The following is a 25,089-nucleotide window of genomic DNA, read 5'->3' as shown; positions in this document are numbered from 1 at the left end:
AAAAAAAGAAGCTTAAAAAAGGTGGAAGTTATGAAAAAGTTAATATCTATTACTGTGTTTGGTGCGATGATGGCACTGACAGGGTGTAGTACGCTGACCATAAGTGGTGATGCCAATCAAAATTTTGGTTCCTATGAGTTGGGTCGTAGCTTGCCTGAGCGTATTATTGATGAAAGTATTGAATTTACTGCTCGCAAGAATCTATTACACATCAATGGGGTGAGTGAAAGTACGGTGCGTATTGCATTAGATAGCTTTCGCCGTGAAGTTTTGGTAACAGGCGAAGTGCCAAGTCAAGCCGTCAAGGCCGATATTGAAGCCATGCTAAAATCAATGAGAGATGTGGCAGTGGTGTACAACTACTTAACTGTTACTGATACGCCAAAAAGCCAAAGTCATACGGTGCATGAAAGCTATCTAAAATCTAAGATTAACGCACGCCTTATTACCAATCATGGCATCAAGGCGTCGCAATATAAAATTATTGTTCGTGATCGCACAGCGTACATTATGGGCTATATGACAGCCATGCAGCAAGATTACATATTACAAGCAGTGCAACAAACCGCAGGCATGGCATCGGCGGTTACTTTGACAACTTTGGTCGGTAATGACAATGTGCCAAACACTGGCATGATAAGCCCTAGTACAGCTGATGTCGGTATGACCAATGCCAATACATCAGCCAGTGCTGTTACTGTAAATGCTGTAAAAAATGCACCAAACGGTGCAACCCATGGTGATAATAAGCAGACGACTTCGTATGCCTTGCAAGAAATCTATATTCCAAATGCAAGTACTAATGCCCCAACCAACAGTGCTCCTGTCTATGCACCCAAAGGCAAGGCGACCAGTGATTATGTGCAACTATATCAAGGCACAAGCACGCCTTAACTCATATCCGTTGATGGCAGTTGTTAAAACCTAATCGCAAATTATTTTTAAAAATGCGTCAAGCACCCCAGCTTTTTGACCAATATTGCTTGATCTATTGCTCAAAGTTGCTTGGGCATGAAAAATTTTAACAAAAATGCCATAAATCTGGGTATAAAAAGTACAACTTTTGCTATAATAAACTGCTTTTTTAATTTTTAAATACTTGGAAAAAACCATGAATGCTGATGATTTGATTAAATTGCTACGCCCACATTTCCCAGATGCTGAAATTCAAGCGGTAAATCAAGGTAATAAATTTGAGGTGTTAATTGTTGATGAATGCTTTCATGGCAAACGCCTTGTGCAACGCCAGCAGAGCGTTTATGCCATCGTCAATCCACGCATTCAAAGTGGAGAAATGCACGCTTTGACCATTCATGCCTTGACACCTGCTGAATATCAAACCAAACAAGGCTGATAGATCAATAGCTGACAGATAAATAAAATAGGATTTATCATGGATAAATTTAAAATCATTGGCAAAAGTCGCATTGCTGGCGAGGTTACTATCTCTGGCTCAAAAAATGCAGCATTGCCATTGCTTGCTGCGATGCTTTTGCCAAATGATGAAACCGTCCTGCATAATGTGCCAACCCTAAAAGACACCGAAACGCTTATCAAGCTCATTGCAGGCACTGGCGTTAGTATCAAAAAACAAGGCAATACCGTCATTGCAGATGCACGCTCTGTTACCAGCTATTATGCCCCTTATGAGTTGGTACGCACCATGCGTGCTTCTATTTTGGTGTTAGGACCGCTACTTGCTCGCTTTGGTGAGGCAGAGGTGTCGTTGCCTGGCGGGTGCTCTATTGGCTCTCGCCCTGTGGACCAGCATTTAAAGGCTTTTGAGGCATTGGGTGCAAGCATTGTTGTGGAAAATGGTTATGTCAAAGCCAGGGCACCTGCTGGTGGACGCTTGATTGGCTGTAACTTTGCTTTTGATATGGTAACGGTCGGCGGTACAGAAAATGTCATCATGGCAGCATCACTTGCCAAAGGTACGACCCGCCTAGAAAACTGTGCTTGTGAGCCTGAAGTGGTTGATTTGGCAAATATGCTGGTCGCCATGGGTGCAAAAATCAGTGGCATCGGTACGCCTACGATGATTATCGAAGGTGTGGCGAGTCTGCATGGTTGTGAGTATGGCGTGATTGCTGATCGTATTGAGACTGGCTCATATTTGGCAGGTGCTTTGATGAGTGAGGGTGATGTATTAACTAAAAATACATCAGCAGAATTTTTACACCCTGTCTTGAAAAAATTTGAGGCGATGGGTGCGAGCATCACCACAGGCGATGACTGGATTCGTGCAGTGATGAAAGGTCGCCCAAAGGCGGTGGATATTCGCACACAAGTTCACCCTGGATTTCCAACCGACATGCAAGCTCAATTGATGGCGGTGTGTTGTTTGGCAAAAGGCACAAGTACAGTGATTGAAAGTATTTTTGAAAATCGTTTCATGCATGTGCCAGAGCTTAATCGCATGGGGGCAAATATTCGTATTGATGGGCATACCGCCATTATCACAGGTGTAGAGACATTTACCCCTGCACCTGTGATGGCGACAGACCTGCGTGCATCTATGTCGCTTGTCATGGCGGCAGCGTGTGCCGAGGGTGAGAGTATCATTGATCGCATCTATCACATTGATAGGGGCTATGATGATGTGGAAAATAAATTAAAAGCACTTGGTGTGAATATTGAACGCATCAAGGGTTGATTTGAACGCACTGCCTGTTGGCGGTGCGTCTTATTTTGATAAGATAAAATTTAATAAGTTTAAAATTTGAAAAAGATGAGATGATGACAGATTTTAACGGTTTAACCATTGCCCTGTCCAAAGGGCGGATTTTGGACGAAACCCTACCTTTATTTCGGGAGGCTGGCATTCATCCGATAGATGATATGGATAAATCACGCAAACTGATCTTTGAAAGTAATGATCCTAATGTGCGATTTTTATTGTTGCGTGCTTCTGATGTGCCAACCTATGTTGAGCATGGAGCGGCAGATATTGGCGTATCTGGCAAAGATGTGCTGATGGAATATGATGCCAATGTCTATGAGCTTATTGATCTAAATATTGCCAAATGTCGCTTGATGACCGCAGGCATTAAAGGGGCTGTCTTACCGTCTCGCCGTTTGCGAATTGCCACCAAATACACCAATGTTGCCAGAGAATACTTTGCCAGCAAAGGTGAGCAGGTGGATATCATCAAGCTGTATGGCTCAATGGAGCTTGCACCACTGGTGGGCTTGGGCGATTTGATTGTTGATGTGGTGGATACTGGCAATACTTTGCGTGCCAATGGTCTTGAACCACTTGATGAGATTTGCCATGTTTCATCACGACTGATTGCCAACCCTGTCAGCTACAAGCGAAAGTTTGGCCAGCTACAACCAATTTTGGATATTTTGCAAAACGCTGTCCAAAATAACCATACTTAATCTTGGGGTAAATCATGCCAAATTTAGCCATATTAAATAGTCAAGATATTGATTTTAAAGAAAAATTATCTAAGTTGCTTGCTTTTGAAACCATCACTGATCAAGCATTGATTAAGACAGTTGATGACATCATCGCTCAGGTGCGTACCCAAGGTGATGAGGCGGTATTTGAATTGACCAAACGCTTTGATGCACATCCAGCTGACAGTATTGATGAATTATTTATCAGCTTTGATGAGCTAAAATCGGCTTTTGATGGTTTGACAGATGAGATTAAAACTGCCCTAGAATTTTCCGCCCAGCGTATTTTTGATTTTCATGAACATCAAAAAGAAGCAGGGTTTTTATTCGCTGATGCTTTGGGGAATACATTGGGGCAAAAAGTGACACCTCTTGATCGTGTAGGCATTTATGTACCAGGTGGTTTGGCAAGCTATCCTTCTAGTGTATTGATGAATGCCATTCCAGCCAAAGTTGCAGGCGTGGGCGTAATTACGATGGTCGTTCCTGCACCAAATGGCAGGCTAAATCCGCTTGTCTTGGCGGCGGCATACTTGGCGGGCGTGGATAATGTCATTACAATTGGTGGTGCTCAGGCGGTGGCAGCATTGGCGTACGGCACAAAGCGTATTGACAAAGTAGATAAAATTACAGGCCCAGGCAATAAATTTGTCGCCGCTGCTAAGCGAGCTGTTTTTGGTCAGGTAGGTATTGATATGATTGCAGGCCCATCAGAGGTGTTGGTCTATGCTGAGGGGGAAAAAAACGATGATGCTGATTGGCTGGCGATGGATTTATTGAGTCAAGCCGAGCATGATACGGTGGCACAGGCGATTTTTGTTACCACTTGTGCCAAACAGCTCAATGATGTCAAAAATGCGTTGGATAAAGCGTTGAAAAGATTGCCAAAAGCCGACATTGCACGGCAAGCTTTGTCTGCTCGTGGGGCGTTAATCTTGGTCAAAGACCGAGATGAAGGGGTGGCGGTGATTAACCAAGTTGCCCCAGAGCATTTGGAGTTGTCATTGGATAAGCCACAGGAAGTTGAGAGGCTTATTCGTCATGCAGGGGCGATTTTTTTAGGTCGCCATACACCAGAAGCCATTGGCGACTACTGTGCAGGGTCAAATCATGTTTTACCAACATCAGGCACAGCACGATTTAGCTCACCACTTGGCGTGTATGATTTCACCAAAAAAACATCGATCATTTATTGTACGGCAGATGGCTCAAAGCCACTAGCAAAAACTGCAGACATATTGGCGGTGCAAGAAGACCTAAATGCACATGCCTTGTCGGCACGCTATCGTCATGATGTGGTGGATTTACAATAACATCAATCAAATACTTATTAAATAAGACAGTCAAATTAGGATAAAATATGAGTATTGACACAAGGCTTTGGAGTGGTAAGGTCCGCAGGCTAACCCCTTATGTGGCAGGCGAACAGCCAAAAATGGATAACTTGTGTAAATTAAACACCAACGAAAACCCATTTCCGCCAAGCCCAAAGGCAATCTTGGCCATGCAATCGGTGCTTGCTGACGATGGCCATGCACTCAGACTGTATCCTCAGTCTGAGTCAGACGAGCTTTGTCAGGTTTTGGCAGATTATCACGGGCTAAGTCGTGAACAGGTCTTTGTGGGGAATGGCTCTGATGAAGTATTGGCGTTTATTTTTGCTTGTTTTTTTGTCAAAGAGCGTCCGCTACTGATGCCTGATGTCAGTTATGGATTTTATCCTGTTTACGCACAGACCTTTGATGTGAATGTGCAGACCATCGCCCTAAAAGATGATTTTAGCATTGATCCTGATGATTATCGCATTCCGTGTGGCGGTGTGATTTTGCCAAATCCAAATGCCCCAACGGGTGTGTTATTGCCAATTGATGGTATTCGTAAGCTTGCTGATGAACATCCTAATGCTGTTATTGTTATTGATGAGGCGTATATTGACTATGCTGACGATGTTGGCAGTGCCTCGGCGGTCAGCTTGATTGGTGAGTTTGACAACATTGTGGTAACACAGACTTTTTCAAAATCTCGTTCATTGGCAGGTTTGCGTGTGGGTGCGGCATTTGCCAATGCCAATTTGATTGCCGCATTATCAACCTATAAAAATAGCTTTAATAGCTATCCTTTGGATAAAGTGGCACAGGCAGGGGCGATGGCCAGTATTTTAGATGATGAGTATTTTGAAGAAAAACGCCAAGCGGTGATTAAACTGCGTGAAAAATTAGCCAAGTCTTTGCAAAATCTTGGTTTTGATGTGTTGCCATCATCGGCAAATTTCTTATTTGTCAAGCCAAATCATGCCATGCTTTCTGCTAAAGATGTTTTTGAAAAATTGCGTGAGCGGGGCATCATCGTGAGGCATTGGGACGCACGACGCATTCAGGATTATTTACGAATTACGGTAGGCACAAATGCACAAAATCAGCGTTTGCTTGATGCACTTAGGCAGATTTTATAGGTTTTGAGCTGATTTGAGCGTGGTTAAATGTTTTAAAGCTCTGTCATTTTATGCTACAATGACAGAGCTTTTTTGTATTAATTTATCAGCCAGTTGCCAATTTAGCCAATTTAAAACAAGACAAACGAACGAAATTGTACAGGTAGTGCGGCAAGTAAGTTTGAAGGTATTGTTTTGAATAGGTTGGATTGTTTACAACCAGCCAAAAGGAATAATCATGACCGTCATCAAACAAGAAGACTTTATTGCCTCTATTGCCGATGCCTTCCAATATATCAGCTATTATCACCCTACCGATTACATCACTGCACTTGTTGATGCCTTAGAGCGTGAGGAAAATCCCGCTGCCAAAGATGCCATGACCCAGATTTTGGTTAATAGTCGTATGTGTGCCGAAGGACATCGCCCTATTTGCCAAGATACAGGCATTGCCACCGTGTTCCTAAAAATTGGCATGAATGTTAAATGGGATGCTACCATGAGTGTCACTGAGATGGTCAATGAAGGTGTTCGCCGTGCTTATAATCACCCTGATAACACCTTGCGTGCCAGTGTTCTTGCTGACCCTGCTGGTAGACGAGTAAATACTAAGGACAATACCCCAGCGGTGATTCACATGGAAGTGGTTGCAGGCGATACCGTAGATGTAACCTGTGCCGCTAAAGGGGGCGGTAGTGAGAATAAATCTAAACTTTCCATGCTCAATCCATCTGATGACATTGTGGATTGGGTGGTTAAAACTGTGCCAACAATGGGTGCGGGCTGGTGTCCACCAGGCATTCTTGGTATTGGCATCGGAGGTACGCCAGAAAAAGCCACACTTTTGGCCAAAGAAAGCCTGATGAGTCATATTGATATTCATAAGCTAAAACAAAAAGCAGAAGAGGGTGCGGATTTATCAACCACTGAAAAATTGCGTTTAGAGATTTTTGAAAAAGTGAACGCATTGGGTATTGGTGCACAGGGTTTGGGTGGATTAACAACTGTGCTAGATGTTAAAATCTTGGACTACCCAACTCATGCGGCCTCTAAGCCTGTGGCAATGATTCCCAACTGTGCAGCCACTCGCCACATTCATTTTGAACTAGATGGCAGTGGAGCAGCTGTTTTAACACCACCTGATTTATCGGTATATCCTGACATTACTTATAATCCTGAAAATGGCAAGAGGGTTGATGTCAATAACCTAACCAAAGATGAGGTGGCAACTTGGAGAACAGGCGATGTATTGCTTTTAAACGGTAAAATCTATACAGGACGAGATGCCGCTCACAAAAAAATGATAGATATGTTAAATAATGGTGAAAAGTTGCCTGTTGACTTTACCAATAAGCTGATCTACTATGTCGGCCCTGTGGATCCTGTGCGTGATGAAGTGGTCGGTCCAGCAGGCCCAACTACCGCCACTCGTATGGACAAATTTACTCGGCAAATGCTAGAACAAACAGGTCTGCTTGGCATGATTGGTAAGTCTGAGCGTGGTAAAGTGGCGTGCGAAGCCATTGCTGATAATAAGGCGGTCTATCTGATGGCAGTGGGTGGTTCAGCTTATTTGGTCTCTAAGGCAATCAAAGAGGCCAAAGTGGTCGCATTTGCTGAGCTTGGCATGGAGGCGATTTATGAATTTGAGGTGAAGGATATGCCAGTTACCGTGGCGGTTGACAGTAATGGTGTGTCGGTACATGCCACTGCACCAAAAATTTGGCAAGCTAAAATTGGTAAAATTCCAGTCACCGAAGCGTGATTATCTACCAAAAAATACAAAAAACCCAAGACCAATATGGCTTGGGTTTTTTGTATTAAATCAGACATTTTTTTATAAAGTCATTTGAAAAATAGGCATTAAAATAACAAATGCTTTGTATTTGTTAAGCCAGACTATTTGTTGGTGTCGCTTTCATTGGGGTCTTTTTTTAATTTGCTTTTTGAGATTTTTTCACCCGCCTTACGCACTTCAGACTTTGGCTTATTACCGCTTTTGCTTGCAGTCTTTTTGATGCGTGTCTTGGCAGGTTTTGGTTGTGCTAGGTTTAAAATGCCTACTTGGGGCAGTAGCTGACCTGCGACATTTTCAATCATGTCCTTATAACTGTTGGTACGCTTTTTAGACTTTTTGTTGTCTTCAGAGCTACTGGCATCTGGCGTTACTGATGAGTCGGCTACATCAGCAGGTGCCTTGCTTAACGCCTTTTGGTCGGTGGTAGAGACTTCATCAGTTTCATTTGCTTTGGTTGCTTTGTCGGTCTCATTAGTCTCATTGAATAAGTCGCCAATGGTGTCGCCAAGAGCATCAATGGCAGACTCCAAACCATCTTTGATTTGCTCAATGAGGGTTTCTTCTGGCTTTTCTTTGGATTTTGCCGTGTTTGCCTCATCAGCTTTGCTCTGTTTGGCGTCGTTGCTGTTGTCTGCTACCTGTGCTTGTTCATCAGATGTGGCGTCCATCTGCTTGGTTGAAGAAGCAGATTCGCTGGTATCAACTTTTGATTCATCAACTGCCAAACCAACCGATAAACCCACCGTCTTTTTGGGCAATGTTTCGTCCTGATTTGTGTTTTGTTTGGTTGTGTTCACTGTTGCATCTGACTCATTGCCTGCCTCAACAAAGTCTGGGTGCTGACCTCGTGGGTCGTTGGTGGCTCGGCGAGTAATGCGTAATGCTGGGGCTTTGGTTTTGCCTTGCGGAGCACTGATGCGTGATGCGACGCTGGTTTTTTTGTCAAATGCTGCTAGGTATGTAGTGGCCAATGGTGCATACCCATAATTAGAAAAATTAAATTCAGCAACAGAGACCTGATTTTTGGTGCAAGCATTGATGAAATTTTGCACAAAATCATCACCTTTATCCGTGCCAAGTACACGCTCAATGAATTCGCCAGCTGTACCAAAGACAGCATTTGGTTTACTTTCATTGGCAATGACGACTCTAGGGTCATTGACTGCTTTATTCATTTGACGAGCCAGTTCAATCAGGCGTGAATTGGGTGCGATGGTCTGGTTGCTAGCTTGGTCTGCAAATTGCTCCTCCATCTTGCCCATCTCTGCCTGCTGGGCATTGTCAGTGGCTATAACGGATGCGCTGACCTCCGCAACAGTAGGAGTGGTATTGTCTTGATTATGTGCTGGCGTGATGCTAAGCGTGTCAGCAGCATTAATCACTTCATCAGTAGTTTGGATTTTTGCATCAGGTGTAGTCAGATCTGATTGTGCGTTGATTGTTTTGTTGGGTTTGTCTGCCTTGACGACATCAGGCTTGCTACCATCTAGCGAAATGTGTATGGTTTCGCCTGTCTTTTCTTCCTTAATCATCGGTGTAACATTCACCACAACTTCGTTTGGCGTGTTTGTAACCGATGATTCTTTATGGGCTTGCTTGGCTCTTTCATCAGCTTTATGGTTGGGTCTGATGTTGTCAATGCTCAGTGTCTCACCACGCAAAATCTCACCACGAGAATCACGGCGAGAGCCTGATTCGCGTTTAGGATGGCTTGATTCTTCTTTTTTTGGTTTTTTGTCTGCCTTTTCTTTTGCTTCTTCAATAACAACTTCTTTTTTTACTTTTTTCTTATTGCGTCGTTCTTGGTTGTCTTCACGAGCGTTTCGCTCGGCCTTAGTGTTGGCTGTTCTTGCTGGGCGATTGTCATTGCCGCTACGATCGCTGCCTTCATTGTTACTGCTGTCTTTTGTGTTGTTTGTGTGTAGGACAAGGTTTGCTGTGCCACTTGCACCAAGGCTGACACCGCCTGCATTGATGATGGATTCAATGGCGGCGGCTGCATTTGAGTTGTTCAGACTGCCTGCAAGCTGTGCCTGTGGCTTTGGTGCAAATAAATTGGATAACCAAGCAGCAACTTGTGGCTCAGCTTTGACTTCTGCGACCGCTTGTTTTTCAATGGCTTTTTCACGCTTTTCGTTGGCGGTATTGGCTTTTTGCCAGCGATTTGGCGTGTCTTTGCTTGTATTTTCAACCTGCTCATTTTCGGTGTGCCAGTTGGTATCATAACCACGGTCGCCCATTTCTTCTTCTTCGGCGTGAGCGATGCGTTCATAGCTTGATGGTGCAAAGCCATCTGGGTTGAAGTGCAGGCTGAAATTTGGGCTCTCTAAGTGGGCGTGTGGCAAGACGGTGATGCGTGTGCCACTGTCTTGCTCTAAATACACAAGACTTTCGCGTTTTTCATTCAGTAAGAATGCAGCGATTTCAGTTGGTACCTCAGCTTGGATCTCGCCCATGCGTTCTTTTAGGGCAATTTGTTCAATTTGACGCATGATGGATAAAGAAAGCGAGCGTAAATCACGAATCATGCCATTGCCATGACAACGAGGGCAGATATAGCCTGTGGATTCTTCTAATGAAGGACGCAGACGCTGACGACTCATCTCCATCAAACCAAATTTAGAAATTTCGGCAAACTGCACACGAGCACGGTCGTGGCGAGTTGCTTCAATGAGGCGTTTCTCCACATCTTTTTGATGGCGAGCATCTGCCATATCAATAAAATCAATGACAATCAACCCTCCCATGTCTCTTAGGCGTAGCTGTCGTGCAATTTCGTCAGCCGCTTCTAGATTGGTGTGGTAGGCAGTTTCAGAGACATCAGAGCCCTTGGTAGATCTTGATGAGTTGATGTCAATGGCGACCATTGCCTCAGTTTGGTCAATCACAATAGAGCCACCAGACGGTAAGCGTACCTCTCTTTGATAGGCTGTTTCAATCTGGCGTTCAATGCCAAAGCGTGCAAACATTGGCTCATATTCGGTGTATTTGCGTAATTTATCAAGCTGAGTTGGCATGACCGCAGCGATAAAATTCGCCGCTTCGTTATAGGCGTTTTCGCTGTCAATCCACACTTCGCTAATGTCATCACGCAGATAGTCACGCACCGCACGAGTTACCACGCCAGCTTCTTGATGTACCAAACATGGGCTGGGACGCTTTTTGTTTTGATCTAGGATAGATGTCCAAATGTCTAACAGATGGTTCAAATCGTTTTGCAAATCCTCAAAGCCTTTACCAAGACCTGCTGTGCGTACAATGACGCTCATGCCTTTTGGAATGGATAGGCTTGCGATGATTTGCTTCATCTCTTCACGGACTTTGCCAGATATTTGACGGCTAATACCGCCAGCTTTGGCGTTATTTGGCATTAAGACAAGATAGCGACCAGCCAGTGAGATATAAGTTGATAATGCCGCACCCTTGTTGCCTCTTTCTTCTTTTTCAACTTGTACAATAACTTCATCGCCTTCTTTTAAAAGCTGTCTAATGTTATCTTCTCGTGCATTACCATGCAAGTATTCTGGAGCGATTTCACGCAAGGGCAAAAAGCCTTGTCGTACTGAGCCATATTCAACAAAAGCCGCTTCTAGCGATGGCTCAACACGAGTGATATGGCCTTTGTAAATGTTGGCTTTTTTTTGTTCACGAGTGCGATTTTCTAGGTCAAAGTCGTATAGGTGATTGTCTTTGCACAGTGCAACACGAACTTCTTCGTTGTGTGTGGCGTTGATAAGAATGCGTTTCATGGTGTTCCTTAACTAAAATTGACTTGGATTTTCCAAGTAAAGTTTGGCAACACCGTTTGATGATGGCCTAAGAAATGTTTTTTTGGATTTGACATTTCTTAGGTGATTAAAAGATTATTATAAAGATGGTGTATCTATCTTATGAATGACTCACAAGATAAGCTGGTCAACCATTGACTCATTTTATTTGTCAAATTTAACCACCCTCACATAGCAACAGGTGGTATAAAAAAATTCTTAATATGCTTAGCTGTGTTGATTGCACAACACAGCCACAACCATTGCCTGCACCAAGGTTGCAAGTGGTATTTTGGGCTTGTCTTCTTTCAAAGGCAGAGTTTGTCTTGTGCCAATGAGCCAAAATTAACCACAAAAATTAATAAAAATTTCATTGTGTAGAACTTTGCAAATCAGCTTAAAACTTGGCAAAATTCTTACATTCATATTGATAATCTTTTTGTGTATCTCAAACGGATGTTGTGGCATTTACTGCCAAAAAATTTGTTGGGTTGCCATATAAATCAATGCGGTGTGTCAGACCGATACGCTGCTCTGTGCAGTTATAAAATCAAGCCATCTGTGACCGATATTTCATAAAATTGATTTAAAGATTTGGTAAAAAGGCGTTTTTGATTGAGAATTTCGCCTTTTTGCGTGCAACATGCTAAACTATACCAAAATTTCAGTCATTTTCCTACCAAAAATTTTCTATTTTTAACAATTTTTACTAAAATTATGCAAAAAAAACGCCAATTCACCAAAAATACGACCAATAAAATGCAAAGTGTACGCAAATCACCATCAAAATTGGTCCAAAAAATTCAAAGTGCTGATGATGTCATCAGTGATTTTAGTCGGGTTAATTTTATCACGGTAACATCTAACCAAGATGGTCAGCGTATTGATAATTTTTTGCTGGCAAGGCTTAAAGGATTGCCTCGTTCGCACCTTTATAAACTCATTCGAGATGATGAAATTCGTATCAATAAAAAACGCTGCAAGCCTCACGATCGTTTGGCAGTAGGAGATGTGGTGCGTGTTGCGCCTGTGCGTCTGTCGGTGCGTGAGGAGCCTGTGATCAGCGAGGGTTTTGCCAACTCATTGTTAAATCGTATCATTTTTGAAGATGAGGGTTTGATTGTGCTTAATAAGCCAAGTGGCATGGCGGTGCATGGTGGATCTGGCGAAAGTTTTGGGGTCATTGAAGCGATGCGTGTGGCAACTGGCAAAAAATATCTTGAACTCATTCACCGCATTGATAAAGACACCTCAGGGCTGTTGCTCATTGCTAAAAAACGCAGCACCTTAAAAAGCTTGCAAGAAAATTTTCGTGAAAAAAGTATTCAAAAAAGTTATCTGTGTTTGGCGGCAGGCCATGTTAAAGCAGATACGCAAATCATTGATAAGCCGTTGTTAAAATACACTTTGCCAAGCTCAGAACGTCGTGTCAAAGTGGATAAAGATGGCAAACCCAGCCAGACTCGCATTCAAATTTTGGCACGCTTTGAGATTGATGGGCAGGCGGTTAGTTTGGTGCAAGCGTCGCCACTGACAGGACGGACTCATCAGATTCGTGTGCATATGGCAAGTATCGGTCATGCACTATTGGGCGATGATAAATACTTGACCCAAGATGCTCCTGCTGTACCTCGTCTGTGTTTGCACGCTTGGCAATTGGTGTTTACTCATGGCGATGCTAATCTGCCAACTAAATTCATCGCCGATGTGCCATCTGATATGGCAAACTTATTTCCAGAAAAATGTGGGTTTTTTGTTGCTTAAATGAGATGAGAAAAAGGTAAAAGGTTTGATAAAATTTGATCGTCAAAAAAATGTCAAATTGTCAATACTGATGGTTTGATTGTATGTTGCACAAAACACAAAAAAGCACAATGTTGTTGTTTTATTGACTGCTTGCCAAATGTACTTGTATTGAAATAAAAATTTAGGAAAACTTATGAAAACTGTGCAAATTGATACCACCATGCGTCATGAGCAAATCGCCAAATCCATCACCGAGGCGGAGGCTTTGGTTGGTCGAGAAGAGCTGATCGGCTCGATTGATTTGGGTTCAAATAGCTTTCATCTTGCCATCGCACGCCTTGATCATGGTGAAGTGCGTAAGGTGGCATCGATTTCTGAGAAGGTTCAGTTGGCCGCAGGGCTTGATGAAAATAATGTTCTGTCTGGTGAAGCAATGCAACGAGGACTTAATTGTCTGCATCGTTTTGCTCAGCATGTAACCGAGGTCAATCCAAGTCTACTACGCATTGTGGCGACCAATGCCTTGCGTAAGGCGGTGAATGCACAAGAATTCATCAGGCGTGCTAATCGGTTGTTGCCACGCCCCATTGAGGTCATTGCAGGGCGTGAGGAAGCTCGTTTGATTTATCTGGGTGTGTCGCACTCAAACGCCAGTACTGATAAGCGTTTGGTGATTGATATCGGTGGTGGTTCAACCGAGTTCATCATTGGTCAGGGTTTTGAGCCACTTGAAATGGAAAGTTTGCAGATGGGCTGTGTGTCATTCACCAAAAAATTTTTTGCCGATGGCAAGATTACCGAAACTGCTTTTGATAATGCCATGAAAACCACTGAAACCGAGCTATTATCTATTGCAAAACGCTATAAAAGAGTTGGCTGGGACAATGTCATTGCATCAAGTGGTACGGCCAAGGCAACACTGCTTGTGCTACAAGAGCTGGGTTTGGCAGATGAGTTTATCACCATTGAAGGCATGATGAAATTAAAACACCAGCTCATCAAGATTGGTAAAGTCAATAAGATTAACTTTGAAGGTGTAAAGGCACACCGACAAGCGGTTTTTCCTGCGGGTGTGGCAGAGTTATATGCCATCATGCAGACGCTTGGCATCAAACAGCTTGGCTATTCTGATGGAGCATTGCGTGAGGGGGTGATGTATGATATGTTGGGTCGGTCTGGTGATGAAGATGTGCGAGACCGTAGCATTGCAGCGATGGCAGAGCGATATTCGGTCAATATCAAGCAGGCAAATCGGGTAATGACAACTTGTGCAAGGCTGTTTGAAAGCAGTAAAGACAAGTTGGATTTTGATGATGAAGACCGTGATTTATTGAGACGGGCGGCAAATCTGCATGAAATTGGGCTTGCGATTGGACACAGTAATTATCAAAAGCACAGTGCTTATTTGCTAGAATTTTCTGACATTGCAGGATTTTCTCAGGCGGGGCAGGCGATGATGGCACAAATTGCCTTGCACCATAGACGCAAATTAAAGGCAGATGCACTTGAGACTGTGGAGAATTTAGGTGGTCGCAAATTGCTCTATCTTTGCTTAATTTTGCGTTTGGCGGTGCAAGCTAATCAAAGCCGTACCACCAAAGCAGCGCCAATTTCGCTTAAAATTGTAAAAAAAGACCATTGGCAAGTTTCGGTGGGTGAGGGCTTGCACGCAGAGCTGATCGGCACGCAGCTAAATGCTGATGTGGTACAGTTTGCCAAATGGGGTGTGGTGCTTGAAGTGGCCTAGGTGGCATCTAAAAAGCAGTGAATTTGACATTGGCCATTTAAAAAAATGACAAAATAATTAGCAAATATCAAAAAATATGCTACACTAACTAAGTTTACATTTGTTCATTTAGGATAAAAAGATGAGTACAGTTTGGGAAAGTGTTCAGCTTGCTCGCCATGCCAAGCGACCATTATTTTTAGATTATGTGTCGGAGATGTTTACTGAGTTCGATGAGCTACATGGTGATCGAGCCTTTGCAGACGACAGAGCGATTATCGGTGGTTTGGCTCGTTTTGATGGTGAGCCTGTGTTGGTGGTTGGTCAGCATCGTGGCCGTTCAACTCGTGAGCGTATCGCCCATAATTTTGGTATGGCACACCCAGAAGGCTATCGCAAAATTATCCGCCTAGTACAGCTTGCTGAGCGTTTTGGCCTGCCTGTGTTTACTTTTATTGATACACAAGGTGCGTATCCTGGCGTGGGTGCTGAAGAGCGAGGTCAGGCAGAAGCGATTGCTAAGTCAATTGCGGTATTTAGTAGCCTTAAAACACCTGTCATTGCCACCGTTATTGGCGAGGGCGGTTCAGGTGGTGCACTTGCTATTGGTGTGGCAGACAGAGTCAATATGCTTGAAAACAGTATTTATTCGGTCATTTCCCCTGAGGGCTGTGCATCTATTTTGTGGAAAACCGCTGAAAAAGCACCTGATGCGTCTGAGGCATTAAAACTAAACGCCAATAATTTGTATCAGCTTGGGTTGATTGATGAGGTCATTCAAGAGGGTTTGGGTGCACACCAAGAACCTAAATTGGTCATGGACACGCTAAAAGCCACACTGGCTCGTCAGCTTGATGAACTTAAGCAACTACCAACTGACGAGCTGCTAGAACAGCGTTATCAGCGTTTGATGTCGTTCAACTCAACGGTTTCGCTGTGATTGTTGTTGGTTTGATTTAAAAAAAACTTCACAAAAAAATGCTTAAAAAAGTTAGAATGATGATATTCTAGCTTTTTTATTGTCAGTCTTGCCATTTATTGTTTCACTTTTCATTTTATTGTCAGTTTGATTCATGCTTGATCAATTATCGCAAATTCTAAAAATTCATCAAAAAAACTTGGCAGGCGGTCAGCTGTTTTTGGCGTGTAGTGGTGGGCGAGATTCGCTTGCCTTGGCGTGGGCGTGCAAATTGCTCTATGAACAAGGCAAATTACCAATGTTACCAACCTTGCTTCATGTGCATCATGGTTGGCAAAGCGTCAATGATGATTGGGCTAAGTTGGTGCAAAATTGGGCAGGCGAACAAGGTTTTATCTGCCAGATATTGCCTGTCAGTTTACAAAAAAATAGCGAGACCGCTGCTAGAATTGCTCGTTATGATGCCTTCATGAATGTGATGAATGATGGCGATGTACTGTTGGTTGCTCACCATGCGAACGACCAAGCCGAAACCATGCTGATGCGTCTTATTAATGGGGCGGGTGTGCAGGGTTTATCAGCAATCAAAGTTTGGCAACAAAAATGTTGCAAAGACAAGACAATACGGCTTTTTCGCCCCATGCTGACCATCACTCGTGATGAGATTAGCCAATTTGCCAGACAGCATCATTTGCCTTATGTGGACGATCTGACCAATCTTGATGATAAGTATGTGCGTGGCAGACTTCGCAATCATGTCATGCCGACTTTAAAGCAAATTAACCCAAAAGCGATACAAAATATTGCAAGAACTGGCGAGCTTTTAGCACAGTCTGCCCAGATTGTGGATTGGGTTGTTGGTGAAAAAATGGCTTGGGTGGTGAGTGCTACATTTTCACAGCCTCCATTTTGTGAGGTGTTGGATATTGATAAATTGACAACTGTCCCACACTTGTTGCAATCTGCCCTGATTCATGCGTGGCTGACACAAGATGAGCCGTTACCGCCAAGTCATAGGCTGGTTCAAGATGTGTTGCATCTTGTTCATCGCACAAGCAATGACCATCAGACACAGCTGTTTTGGCAAGGGGAAAACGGTTATGTCATTGGTCGATATGGCAAGTATATCTACCGTTATCGTGATGATGCTTGGGACTGTCTACTGGCGGAGAATCAAGGAGATGATGCGATTGATTTTGGGGGCTGTGGTGGTATTTTTACCCTAAAAAATTGCAAAAATTGTATGATACATTGGCAGATTCCTGATGACTTGATAGGGCGATTTATCACCATAAAAAGCGTAACACGACAAATGGTTGTGCCATTTTTTCATAAACATCTACACGGTAAAAAGCTTATGCAGACACTTGGTATCCCTGTATGGCTAAGGGATAATTTATGGCTTGTTTGTTGTGAGGATAGGCCAGTTTTGTTGCTTACAGTCGGGTGTGCATGGCGACTTGACAATAAAGATGTCATGATAAAGGGTGCTTACTTTGCTTGATGGGTGTAGATGGTGTACAATGGTGCGTGAATCGCTGATGTATTAACCGATATGATATATTGATGAGTGGTGGTCATTAAGGAATGCTATGAATAATTTGAATAATGTCATGAATCACAAAAAAATCGTCTTTATTGGCGGTGGTAATATGGCTAATGCCATCATTGATGGGCTGTTGAAAGTTAAACATGCCACAGGGCTTGATTTTGAAATTTGCGTATCCGACCGTAATGAGCCTAAGCGTCAATCTTTCATAGCCAAGGGTGTGCAAGCGATTGGCCCAGATGAGGCATGGACTGTTGTTGCTGATGCTGATGTGGTGGTGCTGTCGGTCAAGCCACAAGTGATGAAAGAGGTGTGTCAGACGATTGCACCGCATCTATCCACTCAGCTTGTGCTGTCTGTGGCAGCAGGGCTATCGGTTGAGGCTTTACAAAATATGCTCAATGGCTACACAAAAATTGTCCGTAGTATGCCAAATTTACCATCAGCCATAGGACTTGGGGCGACAGGGCTGTTTGCCCATCATCTGAATGATGATGACAAGGTCATCGTGAATGCCATCATGAGTGCCTCTGGCCTTGTTGTATGGCTTGATGATGAAAATCTCATGCACGCAGTAACAGCAGTTGCAGGCTCTGCACCTGCATATTTTTTCTATATTTTAGAAAATATGATTGAAAAAGCGATACAAATGGGGCTGGATAAAGACAGTGCTAAGGCTCTGGCCATTCAAAGCCTTATCGGCGCAGGCGAGCTGGCAAAAAACGCTGAGCCAGCAACTTTGCGTGCGCAGGTAACCTCAAAAGGCGGTACGACCGCTGCAGCATTGGCGGCTTTTGATGAAAAAGGCTTGGCAGGAGCCATTCAAGATGGCATGGACGCTTGTGCTTATCGCAGTCGTGAGCTTGGTGGCATATTAAGCCAAGGCTGACTTGTTGGCGGTTTGATTAAAATTTGGATTTGAGTAATGGTTTGGTATTTATGAATACACCTCTTTTTATTCTTGCTAATGCTGTGATTAATTTTGCATTGGTGGTGTTATTTTTACGGTTTATGTTTGAATTTGCCCAAGTGGATGCAAAAAGCCCTTATATGCAAGCTACCAAGCGTATGACAGGCGTGGTTGATGTGTTCTCTGGTATCTTTCCTAATGTTGGCTCGGAGCGTCATATCAGCACAGCGGCGATTGTGTTGATGTTATTGTTGTATTGGGTCAATATGACAGCAAATGTTTTTATTTTAAAAGAATCAATAGACGCAATAACGCTGTTTTTTGTGGGGACGCTTCAGGCCATCATTAAATTTTTAGCGATGCTACGCTACATCATCATTGGGTCGGTGATTGCAAGCTGGGTTGTGATGTTGATGAATGTCTCACACCCTGTGGCATATCTCATCATGCAGTTATCCGAGCCGATCATTGCACCGTTTCGCCGTATCATACCTAATCTTGGTATGCTTGACTTGTCTCCGATTGCGGCGATTTTTGGATTATTACTTGCACAAGAGTTCATCACCATTATTGGTGGCAATATTTTGGGAAGAATGTAAATTAATCACCAAAAAAAACCAAAAAAGTTTGCAAGGCATGGATTTGGTGTTTTTTTTAAGGTTGTCAAAAGCCAGTTGTTCAACTTTAAAAAACACAAACCTTGCTTTGTGTTTCTTTGCGTATCATTTTAAGCACTGTTAAAGCCTCTTTTAAATCACCATAAGAAAATTTTTATGACAACAAAGTCCATTTACCACCCAGTCATTCCAACCAACAAAGCCAAATCAACCATCAGACAAAAGCGTGCCATTGGCTTGCCTGTGGGTGTGGCAATGCTATTGGCATTGCTTGCTGGTGGGGTGTTTAGTTTGGCACTTGCCCCCTATCATTTATGGCCTGTGGCGATATTTTCTGTCATGGCTTTATATGCACTGCTCATCAATGAAGATGGTGCGTGCAGGGCTTTTTGGATTGGGCAGGCTTATGGTTTTGGTACTTGGGCGGTTGGTGCCTTTTGGCTGTATCATTCGATTCATGAATATGGTGCCATTTCGTCTTGGTTGGCGGTCATCATGATTGGCATGATGGCGATGGTGATGGGGCTATTTCATGCGGTGTTTGCATGGGTTTTTGTACGCTTTGTCGGCCGACAACCTCTTGCTTTTGCATCGCTTTGGGTGATTCAAGAGTGGCTTAAAACTTGGGTATTTTCTGGCTTTCCTTGGCTTTTTGTTGGTTATGTATTTACTGAGCAGTCTTGGATAAATGGGCTTGCACCTATTTTTGGGGTGTTTGGTATCAGTTTTGTGGCGGTATTTTTTGCAGCATCGGTAGTGGAGTTGTTCCGCCAAAAATTGGCTTTTTTTGTTCTGTCAGTTTTGGCGTTATTGGCAAGTTTTTTAGTCGGTCAAGCTGACTGGGTCAAAATTAAGAATGATAAATTGTCCGTTTCTCTTGTGCAGGGCAACATTCCTCAAGACTTAAAATGGCTGACCCAATATCGCACACATACATTGGAAATTTATGAAAATTTATCCAAAAACGAGTGGGGTCGTGATGTCGTCATATGGCCAGAGGCAGCGATTCCAATGTCTCAAAATGAGGCCAGACCTTTTATCAATCATATCGCCAGCACTGCCATACAACATGATTCAGCTTGGGTAACAGGGCTGATGTATCGTGATTTTGATGGATATGATGAGACCAAAGATGCTTATCCATCGATCTATAATAGTGTTGTTGCCATTGACAATACTGGTGTTGGTCTTTATAAAAAACAACGCCTTGTGCCCTTTGGGGAATATGTGCCTTTTGCGGGGCTGTTAAATATTTTGCCAGACCTTGCCAATATGCAAGGGACGGTGAACATCAGTGCGGGTGATAACACCCAATCGCCACTGACTGTCAAGGATAAAAACATGGGTGCAGCCATCTGCTATGAAGTGGCCTATCCAGACACGACACGCCTCAATGCCAAAAATGCCGAGGTACTGCTGACAATTTCTAACGATGCATGGTTTGGTACGACAGCAGGGCCTTGGCAGCACCTACAAATGGTGCAAATGCGTAGTCTTGAAACAGGACGCTATTTCATTCGAGCGACCAACACAGGCATTACAGCCATCATCAATCACAAAGGACAAATCGAAAGTCAGGCACCACAGTTTAAACGCACCATTTTGCGTGGCGAGGTACCAATGGTGGTTGGTGTAACACCTTTTGTGCGGTTTGGTAGCTATCCTATTTTGGGGCTAAGTGCACTGCTTATTATCCTAAGTTTTATGGCCAAAAATAGCCAATCTGCTACCAGTCTTAACCAAAAATACTACACAGCTAAAGGCGTGCGTGATTGATGTCTACCAAAAATTTCATCAAAAGATAATCAGTAATCATTGATGAAGCTGATTGCTTTTTTGCACAATAATTCCTTGATATGTCAAAGGAATTGTACAAAAAAGTAAAATTTGGTATATAATAGAGTAAATTTATTTTAACTTAACAACCAACCATCGTTACGACAGGTGATTTATGGCACATGATGCATCAAATAACAACCCAACCAAAGAAACGCTATCGGCACTAGTTGGCATCGTTCTTTTACTTGTGATGATTGCAGGTATTGCTATTTTTGCATGGCTGCGTCCAGCAGGAGAGCATCAGCCAGCAGCATCAGTAGCGGAGTCTGCCCCTACAACCGAAGCAATGCCAGCGGCGGATACGCAGGCGAGCGGTGTTGCGGTAGCGGAGGCTCAAGAAAAACTTGAGCAAACAGGTGAAAACACCCAAGCACCAACACAAGCAACAGCTACCGAAGATAAACCAGCTGCTGAAACTGCCCCTGCTGAAACAACAAATCCAGCACCTGTATCAGAAACAGCTGAGCAAAAAGCACAAGCACAAACCGAAGCTAAAATTGACGAAAAAAAATAAGTTTTTAATGATGTTTTATCATTCATCAATACCTAAAACAACCTTGTTGTACGGCAAGGTTGTTTTTATTGTATGAATTGCTACCAAAAATAAATAATGCGATTAATTGGTTTTTAACCAAAAAATCATACTTAAAACAAACAAAAAAGAGTTAAGATGTCAAATTCTGATTTTCAACAACTGGATAAAGATTTTTTGGGCCACCCAAAACCACTACAAGGATTATTCTTTGTAGAAATGTGGGAGCGTTTTTCTTATTATGGCATTCGTCCGCTATTATTGCTCTTCATGACAACTGCCATCGCCCCTGGTGGTTTTGGCTTTAATGATGAGACGGCAGCGGCGATTTATGGTCTGTTTAGTGGTATGCTTTATCTTGTGCCATTGGCTGGCGGTTGGTTGGCTGATAATTGGCTGGGTCAGGAGCGTTCATTGTGGTGGGGTTGCATCATCATGGCACTGGGGCATTTGGCCATTGGTATGTCTGCCTTTCCCATGCTTGGCATGACGATGTTTTTTATTGGTTTGGTTTTGCTGGTGCTTGGTACAGGCTTATTTAAAACTTGTATTGCGGTCATGGTTGGCTCATTGTATGCACAAGATGATGAGCGTCGTGATTCTGGTTTTACTGTATTTTATATGGCAATTAACATTGGTGCGATGATTGCCCCTTTGGTGACAGGCTTTTTTGCTGAAAAAGGGCAATGGCATACAGGGTTTACCATCGGTGGTGTGGGCATGCTTGTTGCGTTGTTGATATATCGCTTTGTTGCCAAAAAACAGCTTGCTCAATACGCCAATAGCAAAGGCATGACGGTAAGCTGGGAGAAACCTGTACGCAAGGTTAATCATGTGGGCAAAGCGGTTTTTACACTGTTTTTGATATTGTGCACTTTGGTGGTTTTTATCATAACAGATGTCATCAGCATTAATGTGGTCATGCTTCGTGATATGCTGACCTATCTGATTATCGGGGCGTTGTTCTTATTTTTTGGGTGGGCTTTTTTGAGCTCGCGTTTTGATAAGGCGGATAAGATACGCCTGTTGGTGTGCTTTTTTTTAATCATCGGTGCGTCTTTATTTTGGTCAAGTTTTGAACAACAACCTGCGTCATTTAATCTGTTTGCTGAGCGTTATACTGATCGTCATTTGGGTGATTTTAGCATTCCAACGGTATGGTTTCAGTCGTTAAATCCGATTTTTATCATTCTGTTTGCTCCTGTGGTGAGCATGGTTTGGATTAAGCTTGGCAAGCATCACAAAAATCCAAATAGCATGACGAAGTTTGCGCTCGGTATGCTGATTGCCGCAGTGGCTTTTGCGATTATGATTGGTGCAAGTCAGCTTATTGTGAGTGGTAGTGCAGGTGTCTCAATGGCGTGGCTGATATCATCAATGTTCTTTTTGACATTGGCTGAGTTGTTCATTTCACCTGTGGGCATGAGTAGTATGACTCAACTTGCTCCCAAAGGAATGCAAGGGGTAATGATGGGTCTGTGGTATACCTCGGTCTCATTGGGCGGCCTGATTGGTTCTATTTCTGCTGGTTATGTGTCGGCCGAGACCATCGTTGATTTGCCAAAGCTGTTTTTGACATTGGCAATATTCTTGGTGGTATCTGGTGTACTTTTGTTGGTGTTATCAAAGCCAATCACCAAGATGCTAAGTGGTGTTGAAAAGTGATGTTGAAAAAAACAACCAGCATTACAAACCTAAATTAACCTAAAAATTAGGTTTACTTTGATGGGGTCAAATTGCTGTGGTTAGCAGGATTTGCCCCTTTTTTTATTTGGTCATTTTTATCGTTATTGCGATGTGCTGTTGTCTTTACAAAAGAGCGATAAAGAGCTAAATTGGAAAAATAAAAGTATTATATTTTGCCATGATTATAGTAAGTATGAGTAATTTTAGATTGCTGGGTGTAACTGATGTTGGGAAAAGGTGATGATTGTGATAAAATGGCGTTTTGTGATGCAAACGCCTTATCCACCAATTAAATACCAAAGTCAAAAAGGAATCGTATGTCAAATTCAGTTCAAATCCGCCGTGAACGCGTTGCCAAAATTCGCACACTCATGCAATCACATGATGTTGATGCTGTTATCATTCCATCTGCTGACCCACATATGTCGGAGTACTTGCCAGTGCATTGGGAGGGAAGAAGCTGGGTTTCTGGTTTTACAGGTTCGGTCGGTACGCTGGTCATCAGTCAGGATTTTGCAGGATTGTGGACGGACAGCCGTTACTGGGTGCAAGCACCGATTCAGCTTGAAGGTGTGGGTATTGAGCTACAAAAAATGCAACAAGGTCGTCCGACTTTTGCTAAATTTTTGGCAGAACATTTGCCGAATGATGCAAAAGTTGCTATTGATGGTGCGGTGTTGTCAGTAGCGGAATCCGACAGCCTGACAGAGGCTTTTAAAGACAAAAATATCAAGCTTGTTACCGACATTGATTTGCTTGCTGAGATATGGCAAGACCGCCCTAGCTTGCCTACTGCACCAATTTATCCTCATGCTGAGGAGTTTGTTGATGGTTTGTCGGTGGATAAACTGACCAAGGTGCGTAGCAAAATGCGTGAGCTTGGTGCGGATTTTCATTTAGTGTCTAGCCTTGATGACATTGCATGGCTAACCAATCTGCGTGGCTCTGATGTACCTTTTAATCCTGTGTTTTTGGGGCATTTGCTCATCAGTGCAGACAAAGCAACTTTGTTTGTAGGTACTGCCAAGCTAAATGCTGATGCAAAGGCTTCTTTGCAATCTGCCAATATTGTTGTGGCAGAGTATGCTGATGTCATAGATGGTCTGGCGAATGTTTCAGGGACGCTACTGATTGACCCTGCCAAAGTTGCAGTCAAAACCATCAAAGAAGTGCCGAATGATGTCAAGATATTGCGTGCGATGAATCCTAGCACTGTTTTAAAAGCGATAAAAACTGACAGGGAGCTTGATCATGTGCGTGAAGCCATGCGTCAAGATGGTGCAGCACTTTGTGAATTTTTTAGTGACTTTGAAAAGCGTGTGGCGTCAGGCGAGTCTTTAAATGAAGTGGATATTGATGCCATGCTAAATGATGCGCGTAGTCGTCAGCCAAATCATGTATCAGCCAGTTTTGATTCAATTGTGGGTTTTTGTAGTAATGGGGCGATTGTCCATTATAAAGCCGAGCCAGAAACTTGCATGGCGCTAAAAGGTGATGGCTTGTTGCTGATTGACTCAGGTGCACAGTATTATAATGGCACGACCGACATCACTCGCATGACAAGCGTGGGTAAGATCAGTGATGAACAAAAACAAGATGTAACCTATGTGTTAAAGGCGCACATCGCCCTTGCGATGGCTGTTTATCCTGTGGGCATTTCATCTGCTCATCTTGATGTGCTGGCACGCAATCAATTGTGGCAACAAGGTCTTGATTATGGCCACGGTACAGGCCATGGTGTGGGATATTTTTTAAATGTTCATGAGGGTCCTCAGGTCATCTCTTATCATGCACCTGCGACACCAGAACGCACCATGCAAATTGGTATGATTACCAGCAACGAACCGGGACTATATCGTGAAGGGAAGTGGGGTATTCGTCTTGAAAATTTGGTGGCAACCGTACCAGCACATCGTACTGAGTTTGGTGAATTTGCCAAGTTTGAGGACCTGACTTTATGTCCGTTTGATACTCGTCTGATTTTACCAGAGCTATTGACCGCCCAAGAAAAAGAGTGGCTTAATCACTATCATAAAAAGGTTTGTGATGAGATCATTGATCGTGTGCATGGCGATGCAAAAGCGTGGCTGATTGAGCGTACAAAGGCGATTTGATTGATGCCCTCAAACCAGCAATAATCAACAGCACCCCAAAGGTTGGACGC

The 25,089-nt window shown here is 43.3% G+C and carries 18 protein-coding genes; 17 read left to right on the top strand and 1 reads right to left on the bottom strand.

All coding sequences use genetic code 11. The annotated features are described in order from the left end of the window. Nucleotides 1–30 precede the first annotated feature (30 nt). The 7 genes from R0123_RS05290 (at nucleotide 31) to R0123_RS05260 (ending at nucleotide 7,601) form a co-directional block, all read left to right on the top strand. Nucleotides 31–894: a BON domain-containing protein gene (locus tag R0123_RS05290; protein ID WP_323843342.1), complete on the top strand. Its 864-nt coding sequence runs from the start codon at nucleotides 31–33 to the stop codon at nucleotides 892–894. A 217-nt stretch (nucleotides 895–1,111) separates the two neighbouring features. Beyond that, nucleotides 1,112–1,354, top strand: coding sequence for a BolA family protein (locus R0123_RS05285; protein ID WP_323841119.1), 243 nt, complete (start codon nucleotides 1,112–1,114; stop codon nucleotides 1,352–1,354). Between the two features lie 39 nt (nucleotides 1,355–1,393). Then, nucleotides 1,394–2,656: a UDP-N-acetylglucosamine 1-carboxyvinyltransferase gene (gene murA, locus R0123_RS05280; protein ID WP_323841120.1), complete on the top strand. Its 1,263-nt coding sequence runs from the start codon at nucleotides 1,394–1,396 to the stop codon at nucleotides 2,654–2,656. 80 nt (nucleotides 2,657–2,736) lie between these two features. Continuing rightward, nucleotides 2,737–3,384: an ATP phosphoribosyltransferase gene (gene hisG / locus R0123_RS05275; RefSeq protein ID WP_416381487.1), complete on the top strand. Its 648-nt coding sequence runs from the start codon at nucleotides 2,737–2,739 to the stop codon at nucleotides 3,382–3,384. Between the two features lie 14 nt (nucleotides 3,385–3,398). Next, a complete protein-coding gene (hisD, locus tag R0123_RS05270; protein WP_323843341.1) occupies nucleotides 3,399–4,718 on the top strand; it encodes a histidinol dehydrogenase in 1,320 nt (439 codons plus the stop codon). 47 nt (nucleotides 4,719–4,765) lie between these two features. Next, nucleotides 4,766–5,857 carry a histidinol-phosphate transaminase gene (hisC, locus tag R0123_RS05265; RefSeq protein ID WP_323841123.1) on the top strand — a complete coding sequence of 364 codons (1,092 nt, stop codon included), beginning with the start codon at nucleotides 4,766–4,768 and terminating at the stop codon, nucleotides 5,855–5,857. A 217-nt stretch (nucleotides 5,858–6,074) separates the two neighbouring features. Beyond that, nucleotides 6,075–7,601, top strand: a complete 1,527-nt coding sequence (locus tag R0123_RS05260) for a fumarate hydratase (RefSeq protein ID WP_323841124.1) — start codon at nucleotides 6,075–6,077, stop codon at nucleotides 7,599–7,601. A gap of 134 nt (nucleotides 7,602–7,735) precedes the next feature. Here R0123_RS05260 and R0123_RS05255 read toward each other — a convergent pair whose 3' ends face one another. Then, a complete protein-coding gene (locus R0123_RS05255) occupies nucleotides 7,736–11,383 on the bottom strand; it encodes an Rne/Rng family ribonuclease (RefSeq protein WP_323843340.1) in 3,648 nt (1,215 codons plus the stop codon). Between the two features lie 777 nt (nucleotides 11,384–12,160). Here R0123_RS05255 and R0123_RS05250 point away from each other — a divergent pair. The 10 genes from R0123_RS05250 (at nucleotide 12,161) to R0123_RS05205 (ending at nucleotide 25,039) form a co-directional block, all read left to right on the top strand. Next, nucleotides 12,161–13,165: an RluA family pseudouridine synthase gene (locus R0123_RS05250; protein WP_323843339.1), complete on the top strand. Its 1,005-nt coding sequence runs from the start codon at nucleotides 12,161–12,163 to the stop codon at nucleotides 13,163–13,165. A gap of 202 nt (nucleotides 13,166–13,367) precedes the next feature. Next, nucleotides 13,368–14,894 carry an exopolyphosphatase gene (ppx, locus tag R0123_RS05245; RefSeq protein WP_416381698.1) on the top strand — a complete coding sequence of 509 codons (1,527 nt, stop codon included), beginning with the start codon at nucleotides 13,368–13,370 and terminating at the stop codon, nucleotides 14,892–14,894. Between the two features lie 121 nt (nucleotides 14,895–15,015). After that, on the top strand, nucleotides 15,016–15,813 hold the full coding sequence (locus R0123_RS05240) for an acetyl-CoA carboxylase carboxyltransferase subunit alpha (protein ID WP_323843337.1): 798 nt from the start codon (nucleotides 15,016–15,018) through the stop codon (nucleotides 15,811–15,813). Between the two features lie 133 nt (nucleotides 15,814–15,946). After that, a complete protein-coding gene (gene tilS, locus R0123_RS05235) occupies nucleotides 15,947–17,296 on the top strand; it encodes a tRNA lysidine(34) synthetase TilS (RefSeq protein ID WP_323843336.1) in 1,350 nt (449 codons plus the stop codon). 88 nt (nucleotides 17,297–17,384) lie between these two features. Further along, complete coding sequence (gene proC / locus R0123_RS05230; RefSeq protein ID WP_323843335.1) at nucleotides 17,385–18,230, top strand: pyrroline-5-carboxylate reductase; 846 nt, start codon at nucleotides 17,385–17,387, stop codon at nucleotides 18,228–18,230. 50 nt (nucleotides 18,231–18,280) lie between these two features. After that, nucleotides 18,281–18,850, top strand: a complete 570-nt coding sequence (locus R0123_RS05225; RefSeq protein WP_323841131.1) for a YggT family protein — start codon at nucleotides 18,281–18,283, stop codon at nucleotides 18,848–18,850. A 174-nt stretch (nucleotides 18,851–19,024) separates the two neighbouring features. Then, nucleotides 19,025–20,644 (top strand): apolipoprotein N-acyltransferase, encoded by a 1,620-nt coding sequence (gene lnt / locus R0123_RS05220; RefSeq protein WP_323843334.1) that lies wholly within the window; start codon nucleotides 19,025–19,027, stop codon nucleotides 20,642–20,644. A gap of 175 nt (nucleotides 20,645–20,819) precedes the next feature. Further along, nucleotides 20,820–21,221, top strand: coding sequence for a hypothetical protein (locus R0123_RS05215; protein WP_323843333.1), 402 nt, complete (start codon nucleotides 20,820–20,822; stop codon nucleotides 21,219–21,221). Between the two features lie 156 nt (nucleotides 21,222–21,377). After that, nucleotides 21,378–22,904 (top strand): peptide MFS transporter, encoded by a 1,527-nt coding sequence (locus tag R0123_RS05210; RefSeq protein ID WP_323843332.1) that lies wholly within the window; start codon nucleotides 21,378–21,380, stop codon nucleotides 22,902–22,904. Nucleotides 22,905–23,242: 338 nt separating this feature from the next. Beyond that, entirely contained in the window at nucleotides 23,243–25,039 is a 1,797-nt protein-coding gene (locus R0123_RS05205) for an aminopeptidase P family protein (RefSeq protein ID WP_323843331.1), read from the top strand. Nucleotides 25,040–25,089: the final 50 nt, after the last annotated feature.

The sequence above is a fragment of the Moraxella sp. Pampa genome (assembly GCF_035181385.1).
Lineage (GTDB): Bacteria > Pseudomonadota > Gammaproteobacteria > Pseudomonadales > Moraxellaceae > Moraxella.
The sequence above is the reverse complement of the archived record's forward strand: the minus strand, read 5'-3'. Positions and strand labels throughout refer to the sequence as shown.